The 22,833-nt window shown below is 62.9% G+C and carries 20 protein-coding genes and 1 pseudogene; 7 read left to right on the top strand and 14 right to left on the bottom strand.

The window, feature by feature from the left end:
• Positions 1 to 12 precede the first annotated feature (12 nt).
• The 3 genes from minD to ACO550_RS02975 all read left to right on the top strand — a co-directional run bounded on the left by minD (position 13) and on the right by ACO550_RS02975 (position 2,670).
• Complete coding sequence (gene minD, locus ACO550_RS02965) at positions 13 to 825, top strand: septum site-determining protein MinD (RefSeq protein WP_315598172.1); 813 nt, start codon at positions 13 to 15, stop codon at positions 823 to 825.
• A 16-nt stretch (positions 826 to 841) separates the two neighbouring features.
• Positions 842 to 1,096, top strand: a complete 255-nt coding sequence (gene minE / locus ACO550_RS02970; RefSeq protein WP_008645119.1) for a cell division topological specificity factor MinE — start codon at positions 842 to 844, stop codon at positions 1,094 to 1,096.
• A 488-nt stretch (positions 1,097 to 1,584) separates the two neighbouring features.
• Positions 1,585 to 2,670 carry a porin gene (locus tag ACO550_RS02975; protein WP_315598171.1) on the top strand — a complete coding sequence of 362 codons (1,086 nt, stop codon included), beginning with the start codon at positions 1,585 to 1,587 and terminating at the stop codon, positions 2,668 to 2,670.
• Positions 2,671 to 2,681: 11 nt separating this feature from the next.
• On the opposite strand, the gene ACO550_RS02980 is transcribed toward ACO550_RS02975, so the two are convergent.
• Positions 2,682 to 3,662 carry a response regulator transcription factor gene (locus ACO550_RS02980; protein ID WP_485994110.1) on the bottom strand — a complete coding sequence of 327 codons (981 nt, stop codon included), beginning with the start codon at positions 3,660 to 3,662 and terminating at the stop codon, positions 2,682 to 2,684.
• A 190-nt stretch (positions 3,663 to 3,852) separates the two neighbouring features.
• Between ACO550_RS02980 and ACO550_RS02985 the strand changes: the two genes are divergently transcribed.
• Entirely contained in the window at positions 3,853 to 4,608 is a 756-nt protein-coding gene (locus ACO550_RS02985) for a response regulator transcription factor (RefSeq protein WP_315598168.1), read from the top strand.
• Here the strand turns inward: ACO550_RS02985 and ACO550_RS02990 are convergent.
• Together ACO550_RS02990 and ACO550_RS02995 are read right to left on the bottom strand one after the other, a co-directional pair.
• Positions 4,605 to 5,594, bottom strand: coding sequence for a tripartite tricarboxylate transporter substrate-binding protein (locus ACO550_RS02990; protein ID WP_315598167.1), 990 nt, complete (start codon positions 5,592 to 5,594; stop codon positions 4,605 to 4,607). The genes ACO550_RS02985 and ACO550_RS02990 overlap by 4 nt on opposite strands.
• A 151-nt stretch (positions 5,595 to 5,745) precedes the next feature.
• Positions 5,746 to 6,024 (bottom strand): hypothetical protein, encoded by a 279-nt coding sequence (locus tag ACO550_RS02995; RefSeq protein WP_485994113.1) that lies wholly within the window; start codon positions 6,022 to 6,024, stop codon positions 5,746 to 5,748.
• Positions 6,025 to 6,130: 106 nt separating this feature from the next.
• On the opposite strand from ACO550_RS02995, the gene ACO550_RS03000 reads away from it, so the two are divergent.
• Entirely contained in the window at positions 6,131 to 7,423 is a 1,293-nt protein-coding gene (locus ACO550_RS03000; RefSeq protein ID WP_315598165.1) for a M20/M25/M40 family metallo-hydrolase, read from the top strand.
• A gap of 151 nt (positions 7,424 to 7,574) precedes the next feature.
• On the opposite strand, the gene ACO550_RS03005 is transcribed toward ACO550_RS03000, so the two are convergent.
• Entirely contained in the window at positions 7,575 to 8,792 is a 1,218-nt protein-coding gene (locus ACO550_RS03005) for an MFS transporter (RefSeq protein WP_315598164.1), read from the bottom strand.
• 141 nt (positions 8,793 to 8,933) lie between these two features.
• Between ACO550_RS03005 and ACO550_RS03010 the strand changes: the two are divergent.
• Positions 8,934 to 9,841, top strand: a pseudogene (locus ACO550_RS03010) (AraC family transcriptional regulator).
• 15 nt (positions 9,842 to 9,856) lie between these two features.
• On the opposite strand, the gene ACO550_RS03015 reads toward ACO550_RS03010, so the two are convergent.
• The 9 genes from ACO550_RS03015 to ACO550_RS03055 all read right to left on the bottom strand — a co-directional run bounded on the left by ACO550_RS03015 (position 9,857) and on the right by ACO550_RS03055 (position 18,587).
• Complete coding sequence (locus tag ACO550_RS03015; protein WP_315598163.1) at positions 9,857 to 11,104, bottom strand: amidohydrolase; 1,248 nt, start codon at positions 11,102 to 11,104, stop codon at positions 9,857 to 9,859.
• Positions 11,105 to 11,347: 243 nt separating this feature from the next.
• Complete coding sequence (locus tag ACO550_RS03020) at positions 11,348 to 12,196, bottom strand: fumarylacetoacetate hydrolase family protein (protein WP_315598162.1); 849 nt, start codon at positions 12,194 to 12,196, stop codon at positions 11,348 to 11,350.
• Positions 12,197 to 12,276: 80 nt separating this feature from the next.
• Positions 12,277 to 13,062 carry an oxygen-binding di-iron domain-containing protein gene (locus tag ACO550_RS03025; protein WP_315598161.1) on the bottom strand — a complete coding sequence of 262 codons (786 nt, stop codon included), beginning with the start codon at positions 13,060 to 13,062 and terminating at the stop codon, positions 12,277 to 12,279.
• 135 nt (positions 13,063 to 13,197) lie between these two features.
• Positions 13,198 to 13,860 carry a glutathione peroxidase gene (locus ACO550_RS03030; RefSeq protein WP_315598160.1) on the bottom strand — a complete coding sequence of 221 codons (663 nt, stop codon included), beginning with the start codon at positions 13,858 to 13,860 and terminating at the stop codon, positions 13,198 to 13,200.
• Positions 13,861 to 13,964: 104 nt separating this feature from the next.
• A complete protein-coding gene (locus ACO550_RS03035; protein ID WP_315598181.1) occupies positions 13,965 to 15,455 on the bottom strand; it encodes an MFS transporter in 1,491 nt (496 codons plus the stop codon).
• 314 nt (positions 15,456 to 15,769) lie between these two features.
• Complete coding sequence (locus ACO550_RS03040) at positions 15,770 to 16,210, bottom strand: CBS domain-containing protein (RefSeq protein WP_315598159.1); 441 nt, start codon at positions 16,208 to 16,210, stop codon at positions 15,770 to 15,772.
• Between the two features lie 222 nt (positions 16,211 to 16,432).
• Positions 16,433 to 17,146: a DEAD/DEAH box helicase gene (locus ACO550_RS03045; protein ID WP_315598158.1), complete on the bottom strand. Its 714-nt coding sequence runs from the start codon at positions 17,144 to 17,146 to the stop codon at positions 16,433 to 16,435.
• A 25-nt stretch (positions 17,147 to 17,171) separates the two neighbouring features.
• On the bottom strand, positions 17,172 to 18,155 hold the full coding sequence (locus ACO550_RS03050; RefSeq protein ID WP_315598157.1) for a DUF72 domain-containing protein: 984 nt from the start codon (positions 18,153 to 18,155) through the stop codon (positions 17,172 to 17,174).
• Positions 18,156 to 18,254: 99 nt separating this feature from the next.
• Positions 18,255 to 18,587 (bottom strand): MazG-like family protein, encoded by a 333-nt coding sequence (locus tag ACO550_RS03055; protein ID WP_315598156.1) that lies wholly within the window; start codon positions 18,585 to 18,587, stop codon positions 18,255 to 18,257.
• Between the two features lie 106 nt (positions 18,588 to 18,693).
• Here ACO550_RS03055 and ACO550_RS03060 point away from each other — a divergent pair, with 106 nt between their 5' ends.
• Positions 18,694 to 19,353 (top strand): methyltransferase family protein, encoded by a 660-nt coding sequence (locus ACO550_RS03060; RefSeq protein ID WP_485994118.1) that lies wholly within the window; start codon positions 18,694 to 18,696, stop codon positions 19,351 to 19,353.
• 51 nt (positions 19,354 to 19,404) lie between these two features.
• Here ACO550_RS03060 and ACO550_RS03065 read toward each other — a convergent pair whose 3' ends face one another.
• Positions 19,405 to 22,728 carry a DEAD/DEAH box helicase gene (locus ACO550_RS03065; protein WP_485994175.1) on the bottom strand — a complete coding sequence of 1,108 codons (3,324 nt, stop codon included), beginning with the start codon at positions 22,726 to 22,728 and terminating at the stop codon, positions 19,405 to 19,407.
• Positions 22,729 to 22,833 lie beyond the last annotated feature (105 nt).

A 22,833-nucleotide genomic window follows, 5' to 3' on the forward strand; every position in this document is an offset into this window, starting at 1 on the left:
GACCATAGAGCCATGGCAAAAATCATCGTAGTGACCTCCGGCAAGGGGGGCGTTGGCAAGACCACCACCAGCGCGAGCTTCGCCGCCGGCCTGGCCCTGCGTGGCCACAAGACTGCCGTGATCGATTTCGACGTCGGCCTGCGTAACCTCGACCTGATCATGGGTTGCGAGCGCCGCGTGGTGTATGACCTGATCAACGTGGTGCAGGGCGAAGCCAACCTGCACCAGGCGCTGATCAAGGACAAGAAGTGCGAAAACCTGTTCATCCTGCCGGCCTCGCAGACGCGCGACAAGGAAGCGCTGACCCGCGAAGGCGTGGAAAAGGTCATCAACGACCTCAAGGAAATGAACTTCGAGTACATCGTGTGCGATTCGCCGGCCGGCATCGAGACCGGCGCGCTGATGGCCATGTACTTTGCCGACGAAGCGCTGATCGTGACCAATCCCGAGGTATCGTCGGTGCGTGATTCGGACCGCATCCTCGGCATCCTGGCCTCGAAGACCAAGCGCGCCAGCGAAGGCGAACCGATCAAGGAACACCTGCTGATCACGCGCTACAACCCGAAGCGCGTGCATGGCGGCGAGATGCTGTCGCTGACCGATATCCAGGAAATCCTGCGCATCAAGCTGATCGGCGTGGTGCCGGAATCGGAAGCCGTGCTGCATGCATCGAACCAGGGCACGCCAGCCATCCATCTTGATGGCACCGATGTGGCCGACGCCTACGGCGACGTGGTCGATCGTTTCCTGGGCAAGGACAAGCCGCTGCGCTTCACCGACTACCAGAAGCCGGGACTGCTCTCGCGCATCTTCGGCAACAAGTAACGGAGGACTCATCCCTATGTCGATCCTGTCCTTCCTGCTGGGGGAGAAGAAGAAATCCGCATCGGTCGCCAAAGAGCGGCTGCAGATCATTCTCGCCCACGAACGGTCCGGCCATTCCGCGCCGGCTGACTACCTGCCGGCCCTGCAACGCGAACTGGTGGCGGTCATCTCGAAGTATGTGAAGATCAGCGACCAGGACCTGCGCGTCAGCCTGGAGCGCCAGGACAACCTCGAAGTGCTCGAGGTCAAGATTGAAATTCCGCAGGCGTGATCGCGCGCTGATTTAAAGCCACGATCCAGGTCTGTCGGCGGGCTTCCGGCTGCACCAGTCGGAGGCCCGCTCGCGTCCGGCTTCCCCCTCCCGCTTGTCTCTGCTTTCTCCCCTGCCCCCGCATTTTTCGGCATTTTCCACCGTTTAAGGGATAACCCTCCCTCCCTTCGCGGGGAATGCTGCAGCGCAGCAGCAACCGATGCGACGGTTGCGATACCTGGCGCCAATCTCCACCACTCATTGCTTCCTGCCCCGCGTGCACCGGCTTGATGCGTGCTGCTTTGCACCATCTACACGACCCGAAGGCATTGTGTAGCGACAAACCAACGGATTTGCACCAAATGTCTCCCCGAAGCGGCGCTCCAGCTCGGTTTTATGTCGCAACGATCAGCCTTTTGTTAAATTTTCGCGGCGTTAAGAGCAAACGTCATCCAATAGGACGCGCCGTGATCCGGGGTAGTCCAACCACAAGACAGAAAAGGAGCACCATGAAGAAATCGCTACTGACCCTCGCACTTGGTTCGCTGTTTGCCAGCAGCGCCTTCGCCCAGACTTCGGTCACGCTGTACGGTATCGCCGACGCCAGCGTCCGTTACACCACCAACGCCGACGCCGCCAACCATGGCCAGGTTGCCCTGACCGACGGCGCCGTGACGCAAAGCCGCTGGGGCCTGAAGGGCTCGGAAGCCCTGGGTAACAACCTGAAGGCAATCTTCCAGCTGGAAAACGGCTACAGCCTCGACAACGGCACGATGAATTCGTCGGGCCAGCTGTTCAATCGTCAAGCCTACGTGGGTCTGGCCGGTGATTTCGGCGCGATCAAGCTGGGCCGCCAGTACACCGAAGGCTTTAACCTGTTCGGCGACTTCGACCCGCTGACCATCGGTAACTACACGAACAACGCCTGGCCGTTCTTCCTGACCCGCTTCCGCAGCAACAACGTGGTCAGCTACTCGGGCGCGTTCTCGGGCCTGAACGTTGGCGCCAGCTACGGCTTCGGTGAAGTGGCCGGCAGCACGACCAAGAACCAGTACTGGGGTGCTCGTGCTTCGTACGACATCGGACCGTTCGGCATCGGCGGTGTGTACCAGGAAACGCGTGACGCCAACAGCAACAAGCAGCAAATGTGGGGTCTGGCCGGCAAGTACGGCATTGGCCCGGCCAAGCTGTTCCTGGGCTACGTTGGTGGCAAGGACAACACCGGCATCATCGACACCGGCTTCATGAACCAGGCTGCCGGCGTATCGACGCCTGCCGCACAAGCCGCGATCATCGCTGGCGCTCCGAACACCCCGCGCAAGGACATGCTGGGCTACTTCGGCGTGAGCTACCAGGTCACCCCGGCACTGGCCGTGACCGGCGTGTTCTACGGCGACCACATCAAGGACAAGAACGGCGTGAGCAGCAGCGGCAACCGCTACACCGGCGTTCTGCTGGCCGAGTACTCGCTGTCCAAGCGTACCCAGGTCTACGGCACGGTTGACTACAACAAGGTCACCGGCGCAGCCCAGACCGAACTGCCGGGCAAGAACAACCAGACCGGCGTGGCCGCAGGTATCCGCCACATTTTCTGATCGACGTCTGATCAGTTGCACGGTTTGTCAGAAAGGCACCTTCGGGTGCCTTTTTTTCGTTTGGCCACGCCCTGCCGTGGCACGCCGCCCTCGTCCAGCAGTTCGAGCCGGTAGCCGTAGGTGTAGACCGGCATCACGCGCGCGCCCTCCTCCTCTCTCAATCCGAGCTTGTTGCGCATGCGCGAGATATGGGTGTCGATGGTGCGCGACATCGCCGGTAGGTCGCGACCCCATACCGCCATCACCAGATGCTCGCGGGTCACGACCCGGCCCGCATTGCGAAACATCAGCACCGCGACATTGAACTCCTTCGGCGTCAGCGCCACGGCCACACCATCACGCGTAGCCTGCCGCGCCTCGAGGTCAAAGCCATAGCGCCCGAATGACAGGTGCTCTTCCCCGGATTGCCGTGCGTCGGGATACACGCGCCGTAGCAGTGCATGCATGCGTGCCGCCAGCTCGGCAGGCCGGATGGGCTTGACCAGGTAGTCGTCGGCGCCGGCGGCCAGTGCCACCGCGATGTCATCCTCGCTGCCACGGCGCGCCAGGAATATCACTGGAATGCGCGGGTCCAGATGCGCACGCACCCAGACCACGATCTCGGTGCCAGTGACGCGCGTTGCATGCCAGTCCAGCAGCAGCAGGTCGAACGTGATCTTGCGCAAGGCCAGCAGCAGTCGGCGACCGTCGAGAAACGTCACGCACTCGTGGCCGGCGCCCGTCACGATGCCGCGGATCCACTCAGCATGCGCGCCATCGCTTTCTAGCGCGGCAATCCGGTGTCCGGTCGTGGCAACCCTTACCACCCTGGCAAGCCGGGTCCCCGACGTGATCCTCCTGATCGAGGTAATCCCGCTGGTCGCGGTGGTGGTCCCGGTGGTGGTCCCGGTGGTGGTCCCGGTGGTGGTCCCGGTGGTGGTCGCGGTGGTGGTCGCGGTGTTTGCGGCGTTTGCAGTGGCTGCAGTTCTTGCGGTCTTTGCTGTCTTTGTCATGCGTCGTCAGACCCCAGGCTGGGGCGCGGCTGATCTGTCTGACGACCATTAGATGCGGACTCGAACGCTAACCCTATAAGACGATGCTCATTTTGAGGTCGGGCACAAATGTTTACTTCATCCGCAACCGGCGGCGACCTAACATGGCCGGCACCTCGTCGATTGTTCTGGCCATTGAAGGACACCCACCGTGAAGATTGCCGCGCTTGAAGACAACCCGGCCCGCGCCATGGTGCTGGAGCGGGCCCTGCATCCGGGCGGACACAGCCTGGCACGCTTTCGCAGCGGCCGCGCGCTGATCGATGCCATCCATGGCACGCCCTACGACCTGCTGGTACTCGATCGCGATGTGGTCGAGGCCGACGCCGACGAACTGCTGGGATGGATACGGCGCACGCTCGGCCATGGCATGCCGGTGATGATGCTCGGCGCCAGCGATGCGGAAGAAGACGTCGCGCGCTGCCTGCTGGCAGGCGCCGACGCCTACGTGCGGCAACCCGCGCGCGATGCGGAACTGCTGGCCCGGATCGAGGCGCTGGTTCGCCGCAATACCGCGCGGCGTACCGGCGGGACAGGACCGACAGGCCCGACAGGCAGGACAAGCGCGACGGGCGCACCGCCGGCCATCGACATCGCTTCCGAGCAACTCGTCTGCGGGGTGTTCCGTTTCGAGGTGGCGGAGCGCCAGGCCTGGGTAAAGGGGGTTCCGGTGGCGCTGTCACCGAAGGAGTATGCGCTGGCGCTACTGCTGTTCCGCAACCTCGGCACGCTGGTCATGCGGCGCACCATGATCGAGCAAGTCTGGCATGGTGCCGAGATGTGCGAACAGGCGCGTACCATCGACAGCCATCTGTCGCGCGTCAGGACCAAGCTCGCGCTGTGGCCCTTTAACGGCGTGATGCTGCGCACGATCTACCGGCTCGGCAGCCGGCTAGACCATGCCTAGTCGATCTTGATGCCGGCTTCCTTGACGATCCGCGCATTCTCGTTCGATTCGGCCTTGATCGCGGTAGCAAACTGCGCCGCCGTGCCGCCGGTAGGCACTTCGCCGCCACGCAACAGGCGGTCGCGCACGTCAGGCTCGGCCAGCGCCTTGTTCAGTTCGGCGTTGAGCTTCTGGATGATGGCGGCCGGCGTCTTGCCCGGCGCGAAGATGCCGAAGGTCGACGTCAGGTTGGCCTTGGGGTAGCCGAGTTCGTCGAACGTCGGCACGTTCGGCAGACTTTCGATGCGCTTGGGTGCACCCACGGCGATGGCACGCAGACGGCCAGCCTGCATGTGTTGCGTCAGCATCGGGCTGGCGTTGGTGCTCATCACCTCGAACTGCCCGCCGAGCGCGTCGTTCATCTGCTGGCCCGCACCCTTGTAGGGAATCAGCGTCACATCGGCCTTCGACTTGGACTTGATCTGCTCCAGCATCACGTGGCCCACGGTACCGAGGCCCGACGTAGCCCAGCGCACCGAACCCGGCTTGGCCTTTGATTGCGCGATCAGGTCCTGGAACGTCTTGCCGGTAAAGCTGGGCGTGGCAACCACCAGCACCGGCGAGTACATGACGCTCATCACGGGCGCCACGTCGCGTTGCGGGTCATAGTTGACGTGGCCGACGTGCGGATTGAGCGTCAGCGGGCTCGTCGACGCAAAACCCAGTGTGTAGCCGTCGGGCGCGGCCTTGGCCACGGCATCGATGCCGATGCTGCCACCGGCGCCGGCCTTGTTTTCCACCACCACCGAGGTACCCATCTGCACCGAGAGTTTCTCGCCGAGCGCGCGCGCCACGGCATCGCTGATGCCACCCGTCGGGTAAGCCACGATCATGCGGATCGGACGGCTCGGATAGCTGTCGGCGGCCAGGACCGGAGTGGCGGCCGTGGAAATCAGGGCGGTGGCAAGCAATGCCGCGCGCAGCGGCAGGTAACGGAAAGCGGCCATGGTGGAGGCTTGGGAGCGTGAAGGAAGACGTGAAGGCGGGAAATTCGTGGAAGACAGTACGACAGTGCGACTGTGCGCGGACGCAAAGGGTCGCGGCCGGGTCAGGCGCTATCTTAGCCGATCGCCCCATGTGCCCGCGCCACGCGGGCGGCTATCGCACCAGCGGGTGTTCGGGCACCCACGAGACAAACAGTTCATTGGCGCGATCGTAGAGGCGCCACGCAGTGCCGCACTCGCGGCAGGTGAAGGACATCATGCTGAACGGCACACCGGCCGCGCTCTGGCTGACCAGCGGCGCCGTATTGCGCAACGCCAGACAGGGATGCGGCTCGCGCCGGCGCGGATCATCGGCCAGGGCAAGGCAATGGGCGCAGGCGGGACGGGCGGACATGGCGGACGTTGCGGAGGGCTGGGGTACGGCGGACTTCATGACCGAGATGATGCCGCAAAACTGATGCCAGGGTACTGGACCATGTTGCGTGACGCGCGCAACATGTGGGCTTCACACCACCAACAACGAAGAGGAGTCCCCGCGCATGCCCGCCATCCGCCCCCGCCTTGCCACACTCGCTGCCGCACTGCTGGCCGTGCTTGCCCCAGTCGCGCAAGACGCGCAGGCTGCCCCGGTCGAACCGGTCTATCGATTGGCGCAGCAGGAGAAGCCCGCCCTGATCGACACGATGAAGGACCTCGTTTCGATCGAATCGGGCAGCAAGGACATCGAAGGGCTCGATCGCATCGCCAACCTGATCCGCGACAGGCTGGCCGCGCTTGGTGGCGACGCAAAGCTGGTGGCGCCTGCCGAGGTCTATCGCATGGACGATACGCCTGAGAAGGTCGGCAAGATGGTTCACGCGACGTTCAAGGGCACCGGCAAGCGCAAGATCATGCTGATTGCCCATATGGACACGGTCTACCTGCGCGGCATGCTGGCCCAGCAGCCCTTCCGCGTCGATGGCGATCGCGCCTATGGCCTCGGCATCGCCGACGACAAGAACGGCGTGGCCGTGATCCTGCATACCGTGGCGATCCTGCAGAAGATGAACTTCAAGGACTACGGCACGCTGACGGTACTGATCAACGGCGACGAGGAGATCAGTTCGCCCGGTGCACGCTCGATGCTGACCAAGCTGGGATCGGAACAGGATGCGGTGTTCTCGTGCGAGGCTACGCGCGTGACCGGCGACCGGCTGTCGCTGGCCACCAGCGGCATCGGCGCCATCGCGCTCAAGGTGGAAGGCAAGTCATCGCACGCGGGCAGCTCGCCGGAACTGGGCCGTAACGCACTCTATGAAATGTCGAACCAGATCCTGCAGATGCGCGACCTGTCGAATCCTGACACCGGAATGAAGGTCAACTGGACGCTGTCGCAGGCCGGCACCAACCGCAACGTGATTCCGGCCGTGGCCACGGCGCAAGCCGATGTGCGCGTGCTGCGCACCGCCGACTATGACGGCCTCGAACGCACGCTACAGGAACGGATCCAGAAGAAGCTGATTACGGACACCAAGGTCGATGTGAAGTTCGAGCGCCGCCGTCCGCCACTTGAAGTCACGCCGGCCGCGCGCCAGCTGGCCGCGCATGCCCAGGGCATCTATGCGGAAATCGGCGAGAAACTGGCCGTTTATGACACCGCCGAAGGCGGTGGCACCGACGCCGCCTTTGCGGCAGCCGCGACCAAGGCACCGGTGATCGAGCGCTTCGGGCTGCGCGGCTTTGGCGCGCATTCGAACGACGCCGAGTATGTGGACCTGAACTCGGTGACCCCGCGCCTGTACCTGCTGACGCGGATGATCATGGACGTGTCGCAGGACAAGACGGGGAAATAAGAAGGCGCTTGACACTCCCCTACCCGCACGGCGGGAGGGGTTGGGGGTGAGGGCAAAAGTTCTGCTTGCCAATCTGTCGCAATTTGAACCGCTGGCCCTCTCCCCCGCCCCTCTCCCGCGGGCGGGAGAGGGGAGACAAACACGCACACTTCTAAGCCGTCTTCACGCGTTCGCGCAGATCCGGCAGGAAGACCGCCAGCAGGCCCAGCAGCGGCAGGAACGCGCAAAGCTGGTAGACCGACTCGATGCCGTGCACGTCGGCCAGCTTGCCCAGCACCGCGGCACCGATGCCACCCATGCCGAAAGCAAAGCCAAAGAACAGGCCAGACACCATGCCGACCTTGCCCGGAATCAGCTCCTGGGCAAACACCAGGATGGCCGAAAATGCCGAGGCCAGGATAAAGCCGATGATCACCGTCAGCACCGCGGTCCAGAACAGGTTGGCGTGCGGCAGCATCAGCGTGAACGGCGCCACGCCCAGGATCGATGCCCAGATCACGCGCTTGCGTCCGATGCGGTCGCCGATCGGGCCGCCCAGGATCGTGCCGGCGGCAACCGCGAACAGGAACAGGAACAGGTAGATCTGCGACGTCTGGCGCTGCAGGCCGAACTTCTCCATCAGATAGAACGTGTAGTACGTGTTCAGGCTGGCCATGTAGAAGTACTTCGAGAAGATCAGCAGCAGCAGTACCGTCATGGCACGCACCACGGTGGACTTCGGCAGCTTGCGGACCGCGCCGGCAGCGGCCTTTTTCTTCGCAGCGCGTTCGGCAAGGTGCCGCCCATACCAGCCACCAATCTGCCACAGCACCGTAATGGCCAGCAGCGCGGCCAGCGAGAACCACGCCACGCTACCCTGGGTATGGACGATCCATGCCGCGAGCAGCGGCCCCATGGCACTGCCCCCGTTGCCGCCAACCTGGAAGATCGACTGGGCCAGACCATGCTGGCCGCCCGACGCCAGCCGCGCCACGCGCGACGATTCCGGATGGAAGATCGACGAGCCGGTACCCACCAGCGCCGCCGCCACCAGCAGCACGCCATACGTGGGTGCCACCGACAACAGCAGCAGGCCGCACAGCGTGAAGCCCATGCCGATGGCCAGCGAATGGGGCTTCGGATGCTTGTCCGTGTACAGGCCGACGATCGGCTGCAGCAACGATGCGGTGATCTGGTACGTCAGCGTCAGCAGGCCGATCTGCGTGAAGCTCAGGTTGAAGCCGCCCTTGAGCATCGGATAGATGGCCAGGATCAACGACTGGATCATGTCGTTGAGAAAGTGCGCAAAGCTGATCGCGTACAACACGCGGAAACGCGTGCCCTCCTCGCGATGCGGGGCCGCCGGGGCCGAATTGACGGTAGTGCTCATGGTGCGGGGGCGCATTGGCCGGTTGTCTCTGTGGAATACCCGAGCGCCCGAATTGCCGGCACGCGGGAAAGTGTGACGATGCTAATTGGCAAATTGACGCCTGTCCTGCGAGAATGAGGCCGTAACTTTGGAGAAAAGGACATGCCGGGTGCACCTCGTCGGCCGCTGCGTGCCAAACCGTCCGCGCCGCCAGTCCCATGGATCGATCACGGCACACCGGGCAGCAAGCCGCTACCCGCCGATGCGCCGCGCGATGCCGCAGCCGACGATCGCGCCGACACATACTCCGACCGCCCCGCCTACCTCCAGTACGATCGCAGCACCATGCCGGTAACGGCCATGGCGGCAGACTATGTGCCCGGCCATGTCACCAGGCCGCACCAGCATCCGCATGCCCAACTGGTCCACGCCATGCATGGCGTCATGGTGGTGTCGACCTCCGAAGGGCAATGGATCGTGCCGCCGACACGCGGCATGTGGATGCCGGGCGGCACCGTGCACTGGATCCGCATGGTGGGCCGCGTGCAGATGCGTACCGCGTACATCCGGCCCGACGCCGCGCCCGATTTGCCCACGCAATGTACCGTGCTGGGCATCTCGCCGTTGCTGCGCGAACTGATCCTGGCGGCGATCGACGTGCCGCTGCCCTACCCGTCCGATTCGCGCGATGGCCGGCTGATGCGGTTACTGCTCGACGAGGTCAAGCTGGTGCCGACGTTGCCCCTGCACCTGCCGCGCCCCACGGACCAGGGACTTCGCATGATCTGCGAGCGGATCATTGCCAGTCCCGACACAGATCTGACGCTGGCCGACTGGGGCAGTGAGCTGAGCGTGGATCCCAAGACCATCCAGCGCCGCTTTGCACGCGAGACCGGCATGACATTTGGCCAGTGGCGCCAGCAGGCCCGGTTGCTGGCCGCGCTGGAACGCCTGGCGGCCGGGGCAAGGTGGTGGATGTGGCGCTGGACATGGGCTATGAAAGCCCCAGCGCATTTGCGACGATGTTCCGGCGGCAGTTTGGCGTGCCGCCGAGCGCCTTCTTCAAATAGGCCCAGCTCCGCGCCCTACTCCGCCAGATAGCGTTCGACGAGTCGCGTCCAGTACGCGGCACCGACGGTCAGGTTCTCGTCGTTGAAGTCATAGCCTGCGTTATGCAGCAGCGGCTGGTTCGCGCCATTACCCATCCGCACGAAACAGCCCGGGCGCTGCTGCAGGAAATACGCAAAGTCCTCGCTGCCCGCAATCCGGTGGAAATTGCCGATGGCACGCTCGGGGCCCACCAGTTCCTCGGCTACCTGCCGCGCGAATTCTGTCTCGGCTTCGCTGTTGACCAATACCGGATAGCCGCGCACGTAGTCGATATCGGCCGTCGCGCCATAGCCTTCGGCATGCGACGTGACCAGTTGGCGGATGCGCGACTCCATCGAGGCCCGCACCTCGGGGCTGAACGAACGCACGCTGATTTCCATGCGCGCACTGTCAGGAATCACGTTCGGCGCATGCCCCGCGTGCAGCGTGCCGATGGTCACCACGGCGGTCTCGTTCGGATCGACATTGCGCGCCACGATCGACTGCAGCGCCATGACCAGGCTACCCGCCACGAGGATCGGGTCGATCGACTGGTGCGGGCGTGCCGCATGGCCGCCCTTCCCGCGCACGGTAATCGTGACGGTATCGCACGCTGCCATGAACGGACCGGCGCGGAACATGAACGTACCGGCCTCGACACCTGGATGATTGTGCAGCCCGAAAATGGCATCGCACGGGAACCGCTCGAACAGGCCGTCGGCCAGCATGCGCTCCGCGCCGCCGCCCGCGCCGATTTCCTCGGCTGGCTGGAAAATCAGATGGACCGTGCCATTGAAGTGGCGCGTGCGCGCCAGCTGCCGCGCGGCACCGAGCAGGACCGTGGTATGCCCGTCGTGTCCGCATGCGTGCATCTTGCCTTCATGCACGCTGGCGTATGGCAGGCCAGAGCGCTCATGAATCGGCAGCGCGTCCATGTCGGCACGGATGCCGACACTGCGTTTGCTGCTGCCGGAGCGCAACGTACCGACCAGCCCGGTACCACCCACACCGCGCGTCACCTCATAGCCCCAGCCTTCGAGCTTGCTGGCAACGAGCTCCGCGGTGCGGACTTCGTTGAAGGCAAGTTCGGGATGCTGGTGGATATTGCGGCGGATGTCCTGCAGTTCTTCACGCGAGTCGAGCGTGTCGTGAACCGTGCAGAAGGAACGCGTGGGAGCGTGCTTGGCGAGGCTGACCGATACGGTCTTTAATATCGACTCGATTTCGGGGGCGTGTTCAGACATGGCAGTGCTCTTGTTGGCAGACATGTAAGAACAGTATTTCACGCGAAGTCGATGGGTAAAACCCCGAATGCGGATTTCGTGCGAAAGCGCCCCAAAACCCCGCAAAACTGTTGCCCTTAACGGACGCTTTGTTTGAAAACGCGACGCTTTGAAAGACGATGTTTCAGCGGGGAACCCCTGAGGCCACCTCGAAGGCGCCCCGCTTTTTCACATCACGGGATATGAAGCCGGTCCAGCGTTGAATCAGCGCTCGCCGTACGCCACCACCTTCTGGCTTTGTTCGCCCAGACCATCGATGCCGAGGCGCATCACATCGCCGGCCTTCAGGTAGCGCGGCGGCTTGAAGCCCATGCCAACTCCCGGCGGCGTGCCGGTGGCAATCAGGTCGCCCGGTTCCAGCGTCATGAAGCGGCTGACGTAGCTGACCACGGTTGCCACGTCGAAGACCATGGTTGCGGTGCTGCCCTTCTGCATCCGCTCGCCATTGACGTCGAGCCACATGCCCAGCTTCTGCGCGTCGGGCACCTCGTCGCGCGTAACCAGCCATGGGCCCACCGGGCAGAACGTATCGCAGCCCTTGCCCTTGTCCCAGGTACCGCCGCGTTCGAGCTGGAATTCGCGTTCCGAAACATCGTTGACCACGCAGTAGCCGGCCACATGCTCGAGCGCCTGGGCCTTCGACACGTTGCGCGCCGTGGTGCCAATCACCACACCCAGCTCGACCTCCCAGTCGGACTTGTGTGATTCGAACGGCAGCATCACGGCATCGTTCGGGCCGTTCAGCGACGTATTGGCTTTCAGGAACACGATCGGTTCGGCGGGCAACGGCATGCCGGCCTCGGCCGCGTGGTCGGCATAGTTCAGCCCGATGGCAATGATCTTGCCGATCCCGGTCCAGGGCACGCCGTGGCGCTGCCCTTCGAGCACCGGCAGCGTGGCCGGGTCCAGCGCCGCGAGCTTCGCCAGCGCGGCGGGCGCCAGTTGCGCGGCGTCGATACCGCCAATCACACCGGACAGGTCGCGCACGCGGCCGTCGCGGTCTACCAGGCCCGGGCGCTCTGCGCCGGGATTTCCTACGCGGACTAGTTTCATCGTCTTGGTCTCCTCGGGTGACATCAGCCACGCGAGCATAGCGCAAGCGCGCATGGTGCGCGCACCAGCCGTCGACCGCTTCAGCCCATCACCTGGGTCGGCGCGCGGTAATGGGATGGCTCAAGCAGGTCCAGTCCACACTGCAACTGTTCGACCCAGGCGATAAACCGCTCCACCATCTCGCGCCCCTGGAACGACGGGCCATGCTGCGGCACGATGCGCGCGATATCGAGCGTGCGGGCCATGGCCGCCCATAGTTGACAAGCGCGATTGCCACTCATGTAGCGGCGATGAAACCCGAGCATGCGCACCGCGTGCGTATCGAAATCGGTCACCACGCCATCGGCCTCGCTACCGGTCGTCATGGATGCGCCAAGGTCTCCCGAAAACAGGATCTTGCTGACTGGATCGTAGAACTGGAAATTGCCCTCGGAATGCAGGAAGTGCGCGGGAATGGCCATCAGCGACGACTTGCCCAGTGGCACGATCAACCCGCTGTCGGGAATCGGCACGATGCGCCCCGATGTCTTGCCCACCTGGCAGAAATGCGGCAGGAAGCGCGCCCACACCTCGGAGATCAGCACGCGGCTCTCCGAGGCGGTGAGCCAGCGTCCCACCGAAGCCACGATATCGGGGTCGGCATGGGACGCCATCACATAGTCGAGCTGCTTGGGCGGGAAATAGCGGCTGATGGTCATGTACAGCTCGCTGTACGTCATCTGCCCGCCCGGGTCGATCAGTGCTGCGTGACCATGGTCCACCACCAGGAACTGGTTGCTCTGCACGGCGTCGCCGTGCGCTTCATCCACCAGGTCAGTGAATGCCAGACAGATATGTCCGTTGGATTCGTACAGCACCCTGCTCATGATCCCTCCCGCCGTTGTGGTCGTTTTCAACCGGCGAAAGTAATCAGGCTCGCGCTATTCACGCTTGATGCCGATCAAGAATCAGTGAAACAGCGAGCCAACGAACCCGCGTAGATCCCGGGACAAACCAGCTTGTCAGCGCGAGCCCAGCAGTTCCTCGATCTTCGCAACAAACTGCTTGTCGTCAGGCTTGACCATGCTGTTGTAGCTGCCAATGACCTGCCCCTTGCGGTCGATCAGGTACTTGTAGAAGTTCCACTTCGGCGCGGTTCCGGTCTCCTTGGTCAGCATCACGTACATCGGGTTGGCCTCGCTGCCACGCACGTGGGATTTGCCGAGCATTGGAAACTTGACGCCGTAGGTGTTGTAGCAAAAGTCGGAAATCTCTTTTGCCGAACCGGGCTCCTGCGAGAAATCGTTCGACGGGAACCCCAGCACCACCAAACCGCGCTCACGATACTTCGAGTAAAGCGCCTCGAGGCCCTCGTATTGCGGCGTGAAGCCACAATAGCTGGCGGTGTTCACGACCAGCACGACCTTGCCCGCGTACTGGCAGAGGTTCTGCGGCGCTTCGTCCTGCAGGCGCGGGAAACGGAAATTCAACGCCGTCGGGCAGTTGCCGGCCGCCTGCGTGGCCGACGAGGCCGACATGGCCGCTCCAGCAGGCTTGTCGGCAGCACGGGCCGGGTGCGGCAGCAGCGCGGCGGCAGCGGCCATTCCCATGACGCCCAACAGGGCAATGGCTTGCATCCGTTTCATATGCGGGGCGGCGGCAGCCGAGCTACGTTGGCGGGTCATGAATACAGGCTCCGGTGTCGATCAATGCATGCAAGTCTACGCTGTCGGGCAGCATGCGTCATGACCCACGGCTACACACCCCGCCGCACGTACCTGCGTCACGCTCACTCCATATGGATCTTGGCAGCGTGCTCGGTCACGCTGCTGCGCAGCTCCAGGTCCGGCATCCGGCGCACGATGACCAGCGCCAGGATCGCCGCCACGGCACCTGCTGCAAAGATCAGGTGAAAGCCCGATTCGACCCCACCCGCCAGCATCTGGCGCACGGCGGGCGACAGGTGGGCCATGGCTTCGCTGCCATGGCGCAACGAACCGAGATCCAGTTGCCGGGTGACGCCCGACTTGGCCACGGCATCGCGGAATTCCATCGCCAGCAGCGTTCCAGCCAGCGCACCACCCAGCGCACTGCCCAGCGAACGCAGCACGAGCAGGGCGCCCGTGCCGGCCCCCATGTCGCGACGCTCCAGTGCGTTCTGTACGCTGATCAGCGTACCCACCATCGACATGCCCAGACCGATGCCGGCCACGGTCATTGCAAGCAGTACCAGCGCGGTCGGCACCTCAGTGGTAACGGCCGCCAACCCGACCAGACCCATGGCCGCCGCCACATAGCCACCGGTCAGGATCTCGCGCATGCGACCCAGGCGCGGCGCAAGCCACGCCACCACGAAGTTGCCAGCCACGGTCGACAGCAGGAACGGCACCACGAGCAGGCCCGAGGTTGACGCATCGGCGTCGCGTACGAGCTGGAAATGCAGGGGCAGGGCGAAGATGCACAGGAAAATATTCAGTGCGGCCAGCGCCGAGGCGCCCACGCCCATCACGTAAGCGCGATTGCGGAACAGGCGCGGCGGCAGCATCGGATCGGCGGCGCGCCGCTCCTGCCTGGCGAGCAACGCCACGGCCACCAGCGTCAGCAACAGCAGGCCACCCATTTCCAGCGAGATCCAGTCGAACGCCTCGCCGGCCCAGCTCATCGCCAGCAGGAATGCGACGATGGCCACGGCCAGCAGGCACGCGCCAAGCCAGTCCACCTGCGGCCTGCCGCCGCGTGCGCGCAGATGGGCCAGGCCGCGATAGCACATGGCCATTGCCAGCAGGCCCAGCGGTACGTTGATCCAGAACAGCCAGCGCCACGACAGGTGATCGGACACCCATCCGCCCACCAGCGGTCCCGCGATCGACGACACCGCCCACACCGTGGCCAGGTAGCCTTGATAGCGGCCACGCTGACGGGGGGCCACCACATCGGCGATGGCCGCCTGCGCCAGCGACATCAATCCGCCACCGCCCACGCCTTGCAACGCGCGGAACAGGATCAACTGCGTCAGCGATTGCGCCATCGCACATGCCACCGACGCGGCAATGAACAGCGTGATGGCCACCATCAGCAGGCGCCGTCGCCCGAAACTGTCCGACAGCTTGCCGTACAGCGGCGTGGTCACCGTCGACACGATCAGGTAGGCGGTAACGATCCAGGACAGGTGGCCGAACCCGTTCAGGTCATTGGCGATGGCCGGCACAGCCGGAATCACCACGGTCTGGTCGAGTGCGGCAAGCAGGATGCAAAGCACGATGCCACCGATCACACGCATGATCGCGGCGTGGTCGATGTCGAGTTCGTGAGTTACAGGTGCGGCGGAATCAAGGGCAGCGGATCGGGAGGGGGCGGGCGATGACATGCAGGACGAGGCGGGCAGCTGAAGGAACGACGGAAACTCAGCCGCGTGACATCGATGCGGCCTTATTCAGTAACCGCATAATTATATGCATGCTTAGCATTTGGCGCTGGCCCATGCCGAAATTTTGGGCAAGCAATGTGGGTCGGAAACGACGAACGACCCCGGACACGTTGAAGTGCCCGAGGTTACCTGAATTTGCGGGAGGTTTTAGCGGAGAAGCGCGCCGATCAACGCGATCCGCCCGTGATGTAATGTTCGAGTTGCTCTATGACAAAGCGCTGTTCGCTGATGATGTCGTTCACAAGGTCGCCAATCGACAGCATGCCGAGCAGATTTTCTTGCTCCATCACCGGCAAGTGACGCAGCCGATGCCGCGTCATCAGCGCCATGCAATCTTCCGTGGATTGGTCGGCGCGCACATAGATGACCGCCGTGGTCATGATTTCGCGTACCAGGGTTTCGCGTGATGTTCGCTGCATCAGGATCACCTTGCGCGCGTAATCGCGTTCACTGAGGATGCCGACGATCTTGTCCTGCTCCATCACCAGCAGCGCTCCGATGCGCTTGTCCGCCATCAACTGCAGCGCGGCATAGACCGTCGCAGTGGGTGGAATGCTGAAGATTGCCTGACTCGCCTTGCTTTCCAGAACCTGCCGTGCGGTTTTCATGTCACCGACTCCTTGTTGCCGTCTTGGAAACAGTCGCCTGCCGAGGTCTAACGGATTTGCGGCACCGCGCAATAATCTTGCGCCCCCCTCGTGCCATCGCGTCCTAGCATCCCCAAACCTGGCCACGTTTATCCAGATTAGCAAAGGATCGGCGCGCGTTACAGGGTGACTTTCACGAATCTTTGTAAGAAATGTTGGAGCGGGCGCGCGGTCGGTGAAAGGTCAGGCGCCTGCCGCATCCATCCCGATCACGCGCGGCCTGCGCAGCCACTGGCGTGCGAGACGCGTGATATCGGGCGGTGGCTCGGCATCGCCAGACCGGTGCAACAGCAAGGTCTGCCGCGCCTTCGGACATCGACCCGCGACAAAAGCGATGTCGTCGACAAACCCCATGTCGAGCATCGTGTCAGCCTCATCGAAGATCACGATGTTGATGGCACGCAGATCCAGGCTTGCCGCATCGACATGATCGAGCAGTCTCCCAGGCGTGCCGACCACGATATGCGCGCCGTGGATCAGGCTGTCGATCTGCGGCCGGATCGGCATGCCGTGGCAAAGTAGCGCAACCTTCACGTGTTCCGTTACCCGCGCGATCTCTCCAATGCGTCGCGCCACATGACCAGCCCGTTCGCGCGTGGGGCATAACACCAGCGCCTGCACATCGAAGCGCTGCGGATCCAGGCGATGGAGCAGGGCGATCGTCAGCATCGTCGTGCTGCCGGCGCCATCACGCAGTTGCACAACCAGGTCGCGGCCGCCCAATGCAAGGGGCAGGGTAATGGCCTGTTGCGGCGTCATCGTCGCATGCCCCAGGCGCGCCAGTGCATCGAGCCACATTGGCTCCAGCGGCAGCACCGAAAACGGCACGCCAGTGGCTGCCGCAGCGGTTGGTGCGGATGGTGCAGATGATGCGGAGGTCAGGTCCTGGCTATCCATGCGGGTCTCGCACAGGCTGTGTGGCTCAGGCGGCAGGGCGGACGGCCGACTTCCGTGTCGCGCTCTTTGTGGCGCCCTTCTTTGTAGCGGCCGTTTTTGTAGCTGCCTTCTTCGTCGCGCTCTCGGTTGCCGCGCTCTTACTCGCCGTCTTTGCCGCCGCACGCTTCACCGGCACCTCTTCGGCCGGTGCCCAGCCCAGTCGCTCCAGCAATGCGCCAGCCGCCGCCGGAGCATGCTCCTTGGCACCATTGATGAAGAACAGGAAGACTTCCTTGGCCTTGGGCCTGGCCGCGGGCTTGTCTTCCACCCGTGGCAAGTCGTCGGCCGCCTTGCCATCGGCCCAGGCCGCGGCGCGTGACGCCCAGTGATCGAGGTCCCTTGCCGCATAGCCGGTCGCGATCTTCGCCTCGGCATTCATCAGCCGCGCGTAGACGAAGTCCGCGGTCAGGTCAGCGAACGACGGAAACTTGGGCGAGTCGGTGAAAACGGTAGCGGCCTTGAACTTGCGCGCAAGCTTCAGGTACTCGTCGCACATAAAGCTGTCGTGGCGCACCTCCAGCACGTGACGCAGCGGCACGCCTTCCACCGAGTCTGGCAACAGGTTCAGGAATGCCTCGAAGTCATCAGGTACGAACTGCTTGGTAGGCGCGAACTGCCAGACGATGGGGCCAAGCTTGTCGCGCAATTCGGCAATGCCGCTATCGATAAACTTGTGAATCGAATCGGCGCCTTCGGCAAGAACGCGCCGGTTGGTGGCAAAGCGCGACGCCTTGACCGAAAACACAAAGCCATCGGGCGTGGCATCGCGCCAGTTGGCAAACGACGTGCGCTTCTGCGTGCCGTGGTACGTGCTGTTGATCTCGATTGCGCTCAGGTGCCGGCTCGCGTACTCGAGCTCACGCGCCTGCGCCAGACCAGCCGGATAGAAGTTGTTGCGCCACGGCGCATAGCTCCATCCGCCAATACCGACGTGGATATTGCTCGCAACCTTACCCTTGCGCGCTGCCATGGCCCAATCTCCGCGAGAGGCGATGGCGAAAGTCTAGCCGGAATTGTCGTACGAAGTTGTCAGTAAGCGGACACGTGATTCGCGCGCGACCCGGCCCGGCTATGCGCCTTCGCCGGACGTTGGATACTTGCGGGCATTCATCGCCATCTTGGCCTGAACCGCCGCGTCCAGGTCAACGCCAAGCGCGGTCACCAGCTGCGTCAGGTAGATCGTGATATCGGCCAGTTCCTGCTCCACATGCGCGCGCTCGTCGGTCGACATGATGTCGCGCGATTCTTCCTCGGTTTGCCACTGGAAGATCTCCACCAACTCAGCCACCTCGACACTAAGCGCCATCGCCAGGTTCTTCGGACTGTGATACTTGCCCCAGCCCCTGGCCTCGCCAAAATCGAGCGCGGCTTGCTGAAGATTCTTGAGGTCGATCAAAGACATGGCATGGGGTGTTGGACGGTAAAGCGGAAGGATACCGTTTTTCTTGGACATCCCCCGGCGACAGGCATACGCTGCGTCATATTGGGAACTGCAGGTACCGTCAGCCATGAAGCCAGTTCCAGCCCTGGCATTCTTCACCATCGCAAGCTCGCTCGCCTACCTTGCGTTGCCGATCCTCGGCTGGGGTGGCTTCGCCCCCTATTTCGACAACCTTGCGCGCACAACTGCCGCAATCGCCATGATGGTCATGGCGGTCGTCGCGATTTTTTCAGGCGGCAATATCAGCACCGGCGAGCGCGAAGATCGCCGCAATCGATGGGTGCTGTTGGCATTCGGCGTGCTTGGATTGCTGGCCGGATATTTCCCCGCCTATAACGATCGCATCGGGTTCTGGTTGATCGATGGCGAGACAGTGCGCTGGATCGGCGTCGCAATGTTTGTCGGCGGCGGCATCCTGCGACTCTGGCCGGTCTTCGTGCTGGGCAATCGCTTCAGCGGACTGGTGGCCATCCAGCCCGGGCATACGCTGGTGACAACCGGGATCTACAGCGTGATCCGCAATCCAAGCTATCTCGGGCTGCTGGTCGGTTCGCTTGGATGGGTGCTGGTGTTCCGCTCGGTGGTTGGTGTGTTGCTGACGTTGTTGATGCTTCCGCCGCTGGTTGCGCGGATTCGAGCTGAAGAAGCGCTGCTAAGGGAGCAGTTCGGGGCGGAGTACGAAGCGTACTGCGCGCGGACTTGGCGGATGGTGCCGAGAGTGTACTAGCGCAATCGCCCGCCAATTCGCGTTCACACACGCCACCCGTCGACCGTCGACTCAGCTCTTTCGCCGACCTCCAGATGATCTCGCCGCAGGCACCACGGGTATTGGCTCCAGGAGTGCCTCGACGTCCTCGGCGGAGAACTTGACGGCGCCCGGGGAATCCTCGGAGAGAATCGCTTCAGCCAGTGCTGCCTTGTTTTCCTGCATGGCGATGATCTTCTCCTCGATGCTGCCGCTCGCAATCAACTTGTAGACGAAGACCGGCTTGTCCTGCCCGATGCGGTGCGCCCGGTCAGTAGCTTGCCGCTCGGCCGCCGGATTCCACCATGGGTCGTAATGAATCACGACATCGGCAGCCGTCAGGTTCAGGCCGACACCCCCTGCCTTCAGGCTGATCAGGAATACAGGAACCTCACCGTCCGAGAATTGCTGAACCGGCGTGGCGCGATCCTTGGTGTCCCCCGTGAGACGTACATAGGGAATTCCAACAGACGTGAGCGCTTCACCGATGATCGCCAGCATGCTGGTGAACTGAGAAAACAAGAGGACACGGCGCCCTTCGTCGATCATCTCGGGCAGCATCTCCATCAGCAAAGCCAGCTTGGCCGACTTCCGGTGATCTGAAATGCAACCAGGTTTGGGCAGCCGAGGATCGCAACACGCCTGACGCAGCTTGAGCAATGCCTCGAGAACGATGATATGGCTACGCGCGAGGCCTTTTTCAGCTACCACGTCACGAACCTTCTTCTGCATCGCCGTGCGCACGGTTTCGTACAGGTCACGCTGAATGCCGTCGAGTTCCACGGTCCGCACAATGGTTGTCTTCGGCGGCAACTCCGTGGCCACCTCGTCCTTGGTCCGCCGCAGCATGAATGGCCGGATACGCCGCGCCAGCAGGTCGCTCCGCGAGGTATCTCCCATTTTTTCGATCGGTGCGCGCCAGCGCTGCGTGAAGTCCTGGCGCGTGCCGAGGAATCCCGGCAGCAGGAAGTCGAACAGCGTCCACAGTTCACCAAGATGGTTCTCGAGCGGAGTCCCTGTGAGACAGAGCCGATGCCGCGTATTCAGCTTGCGGATGGTCTGCGCCGCCTTGGTCGACGCATTCTTGACGTACTGCGCCTCATCGAGAATCAGCAGATGGTAGTCATGCTGGCTGAATGCCGCTTCGTCACGCCACAACAGCGCATAGGTGGTCAGGACCAAATCATGTCCGGCGATCTCGTCGAAGCGCTCCTGACGCTGGGATCCGTGCAAGGCCAGCACGCGAAGTCCCGGAGCGAAGCGCCGGGCTTCGTCACACCAGTTTGCCACCAGCGTGGTTGGCACGACGATCAATGCGGGACGGTCGAGCCTGCCTGCCTCCTTTTCCTTAAGAAGATGGGTCAGCGTCTGGATGGTCTTGCCTAGCCCCATATCATCGGCCAGCACGCCCGACAGTTCGTGTTCGCGCAGGTATTGCATCCATGCCACGCCCTGCTTCTGATAGGGACGCAGCTCCGCATGCAGTCCGACCGGCATGGCAACCTCTGCCATGCCAGCGCCGGTCATCAGGCGTTGCGCAAGGGTGCGGATCGAGGCGTCCCCGTGAAACTCCCAGCGACCGGTCTGGTCGAGCGCGTGGATGCGCGCAAGGTCCAATGGCGGAATGCGGATATGCGCGTTGCGCGCATCGAACAGACCGATCAATGCGCCCACTACGGGCTTGATCCGGTCGGCGCGCAAGCTGAACCACGCTTTGCGATCGATTGTCAGCCAGACCGGCTCATCGTCGGGCACGGCATCCATCTTGCCCGCCAACCAACGCGCCTCGCGTGTAAACAACTCAGCCAGCAAGGGCTCCAGGCGCATCGTCTTGCCGTTGACCTGAATGCCCATCTCCACGTCGAACCACCCATCACCGGCCTGACGCAAGCTGCCATCGATCTCGTCGACTTCCACGATGCTGTACCGAAATGCGCTTTCCTGTACGACTTGCCACCCTCCCGCCTTGAGCCTGGGTACTACGCGCTTCAGGAAATCGGGCCAGTTATGGCGGTGGTCGGGCCTCAGGACACCGTCCGGAAACGACCTGGCCCTGTTTGAAGCTTCCTGACGTGAGATGCTGACGAAGCCACTCTTCGTCAGTTCCGCCAGGTATTTCCGTTCCGCTTCGAAATCACGTTTGACCTTGATGACATCGCCAGTGGAGGTCCGGATGATCGTGTCAGGCGCAGCGGGCGCGAAAGCATGCCCTGCGTAGTCAAAATTGAGCGCCGCGAAGTCGATTTTTGTGTCGGCCCAGTTCGGCAACATGTCGAGCGTCAGGACTGGCACTGGCGCGACGTCGATCTCTCGTACTGCGGCTGAGTTGAACGATGGTGGAGCGGGAACATCGGGAGCCACGTCACTGAGTACGCTGCCGACAAGATCCACCTCGTGTGGCGCAACTGGCGGCATTGTAAGCAAGTCTGCAATCTGTTCTCCAGCCCACGGCATATCCAGAACACCGGCCTCACCCGACTCCGGATCCGCATACCAGCATGGCAGCGTCGATGTGAACAGCAACTCAGCGGGCGGATCGATGTGCAAAGCCGGCCGCAAGTTCTTGTCGCTGCCGACTTCCCAGCATAGCTCGGCACGGCGTGCGGCACCGCGAATCGCCTTCACCGGGATGTCCCTTTGTTCGAGATCAGCTGTGACCCCGACAAACGCCCGGCCCGTGGCGATCAGCATCTCGAGGATGGCCGCGCCGGTCGCGCCACGCACGAAAAAGCCGATCGAATAGTCGAATTGAGAGGCACCCAGACACAAGCCGCGCAGGATCGGCAAATCCTCTTCCGCAACGAATTTCGGCGGCTCGCCCAGCGCCGTCTCCACGTTATGCCAAGGCTTCTCGAATGCCTTGATATGGCCATCCGAATCGATGCGCGACTTGTAGATCTGGACCACACAGTCGCGAAACATGGGCGCCAGCACGTAAGCCAGCGCATGAGTCGTGCTGGCAGTCTTCTTTTTGGACTTGCCGCGCCGCGCGCGGAATCCTTCGAGCCAGGTTACCAGTTCGGAGCGAACGACATTGCCGGAGCACGGTTCCAGATCCATTTCCAGATCCAGATCCGGTTCCGGCGCCAGACCGGCCATCAGCACCGCTGCCACATGCTTGCAGTTGTAGCCGACCGGGCATGTGCAACTGCCTTCGACCCAACTACCTTTCCTTCCTGCGAGCAACTCTATTCGCACACGATACGGATGTGCGCGGGAACCTTGTACGAGGGCCGTCAGGAACTCACCATCAATCCATTCTAGATCCCTCACGGCGCTTACGTAAGAAAGCGCTTTGGATACTGTGTGTGCACCAAGCCACTCAGTGACTTGCATGCGCTCGAATGAATCGGACATCATGGTGTACATCCCAAGCGCCCGGGCGTCGTGCTGCAGGCGTCGTCTAGAAACACATATTATGTACGTCGGCTGCCCTTAGGAAAAAAGCCCCGCACATCGATC

Source organism: Cupriavidus sp., assembly GCF_057315035.1.

Coding starts and splice junctions, on each gene's coding strand:
- minD (WP_315598172.1), top strand. CDS start 13: ATGGCAAAAATCATCGTAGTGACCTCCGGCAAGGGGGGCGTTGGCAAG.
- minE (WP_008645119.1), top strand. CDS start 842: ATGTCGATCCTGTCCTTCCTGCTGGGGGAGAAGAAGAAATCCGCATCG.
- ACO550_RS02975 (WP_315598171.1), top strand. CDS start 1,585: ATGAAGAAATCGCTACTGACCCTCGCACTTGGTTCGCTGTTTGCCAGC.
- ACO550_RS02980 (WP_485994110.1), bottom strand. CDS start 3,662: ATGACAAAGACAGCAAAGACCGCAAGAACTGCAGCCACTGCAAACGCC.
- ACO550_RS02990 (WP_315598167.1), bottom strand. CDS start 5,594: ATGGCCGCTTTCCGTTACCTGCCGCTGCGCGCGGCATTGCTTGCCACC.
- ACO550_RS02995 (WP_485994113.1), bottom strand. CDS start 6,024: ATGAAGTCCGCCGTACCCCAGCCCTCCGCAACGTCCGCCATGTCCGCC.
- ACO550_RS03000 (WP_315598165.1), top strand. CDS start 6,131: ATGCCCGCCATCCGCCCCCGCCTTGCCACACTCGCTGCCGCACTGCTG.
- ACO550_RS03005 (WP_315598164.1), bottom strand. CDS start 8,792: ATGAGCACTACCGTCAATTCGGCCCCGGCGGCCCCGCATCGCGAGGAG.
- ACO550_RS03015 (WP_315598163.1), bottom strand. CDS start 11,104: ATGTCTGAACACGCCCCCGAAATCGAGTCGATATTAAAGACCGTATCG.
- ACO550_RS03020 (WP_315598162.1), bottom strand. CDS start 12,196: ATGAAACTAGTCCGCGTAGGAAATCCCGGCGCAGAGCGCCCGGGCCTG.
- ACO550_RS03025 (WP_315598161.1), bottom strand. CDS start 13,062: ATGAGCAGGGTGCTGTACGAATCCAACGGACATATCTGTCTGGCATTC.
- ACO550_RS03030 (WP_315598160.1), bottom strand. CDS start 13,860: ATGACCCGCCAACGTAGCTCGGCTGCCGCCGCCCCGCATATGAAACGG.
- ACO550_RS03035 (WP_315598181.1), bottom strand. CDS start 15,455: ATGCGTGTGATCGGTGGCATCGTGCTTTGCATCCTGCTTGCCGCACTC.
- ACO550_RS03040 (WP_315598159.1), bottom strand. CDS start 16,210: ATGAAAACCGCACGGCAGGTTCTGGAAAGCAAGGCGAGTCAGGCAATC.
- ACO550_RS03045 (WP_315598158.1), bottom strand. CDS start 17,146: ATGGATAGCCAGGACCTGACCTCCGCATCATCTGCACCATCCGCACCA.
- ACO550_RS03050 (WP_315598157.1), bottom strand. CDS start 18,155: ATGGCAGCGCGCAAGGGTAAGGTTGCGAGCAATATCCACGTCGGTATT.
- ACO550_RS03055 (WP_315598156.1), bottom strand. CDS start 18,587: ATGTCTTTGATCGACCTCAAGAATCTTCAGCAAGCCGCGCTCGATTTT.
- ACO550_RS03060 (WP_485994118.1), top strand. CDS start 18,694: ATGAAGCCAGTTCCAGCCCTGGCATTCTTCACCATCGCAAGCTCGCTC.
- ACO550_RS03065 (WP_485994175.1), bottom strand. CDS start 22,728: ATGTCCGATTCATTCGAGCGCATGCAAGTCACTGAGTGGCTTGGTGCA.